1 protein-coding gene is annotated in these 806 nt (G+C 66.0%); it reads right to left on the bottom strand.

The features are described from left to right. On the bottom strand, nucleotides 1-806 hold an 806-nt coding region (tnpC, locus tag GRB80_RS15970; protein ID WP_161424412.1), incomplete at both ends, for an IS66 family transposase.

Genomic DNA, 806 nt, shown 5'->3' with positions numbered 1-806 from the left:
CTGCCCAGCGCGCTCTTCGGCAACACCTGGGTCAGCGACTTGTCCAACCAGGTGCGTAGCTGGGTGATCAGCGGGCGGCTCTTCTGCTCGCGCAGCGCCTGGCGCGCTTCGGGTGCCAGGCCCTTGGCCTGCTTTTCCACGCCATAGAGCTTGCGGATCTGATTGAGGGCCCAGTCGGCCTTGCCGGTCTTGCCCTTGGGCTGCACCTTCTGGGCCTCGACAAACTTGCGACGGGCGTGTGCCCAGCAGCCAGCATGGGTGATGCCGTTCTTGCGCACCACCTCGGCATAGCCCTCGTAGCCATCGGTGACCAGGCGACCAGCATAGTCACCCAGCAGGCGTACGGGCACCCGACCGGCGCGGCTGGGGTCATAGTCAAACAGCACCACCTGTTGGCCAGGTGGGCCACCGCGCTGTAACCACATATAGGACGTTGAACTCGCCGGCCGGTCGGGTTCCGTGTTGACCTGCAGTGTGGTCTCGTCCATGTGGATCAGCGGGGCTTGCAGCAAGTGTCGGCGTAGCGCCTCGATCAGCGGTGTCATTCGCTCGCCGGTTTGCACCATCCAACGGGCCAGGGTGTTGCGCGGAATCTCGGCGCCGTGACGGGCGAAGATCTGGCTCTGGCGGTAGAGCGGCAACGCATCCTGGTACTTGGCGGTGGCCACATAGGCGAGTAGCGTCGGGCTGGCGTTACTCTTCGGCAGCAGCTTGGCGGGCGCCGGGGCGATCTGCACGCCCTCCTCGCAGGCGGGGCAGCCGTACTTGATGCGCACATGGCGGATCACCTCGACCCGCGCCGGCAC

This window comes from Halomonas icarae, from assembly GCF_009901955.1.
In the GTDB taxonomy this organism is placed as follows: Bacteria; Pseudomonadota; Gammaproteobacteria; order Pseudomonadales; family Halomonadaceae; genus Halomonas; species Halomonas icarae.
This window is presented reverse-complemented; position numbering and strand designations above follow the sequence as displayed.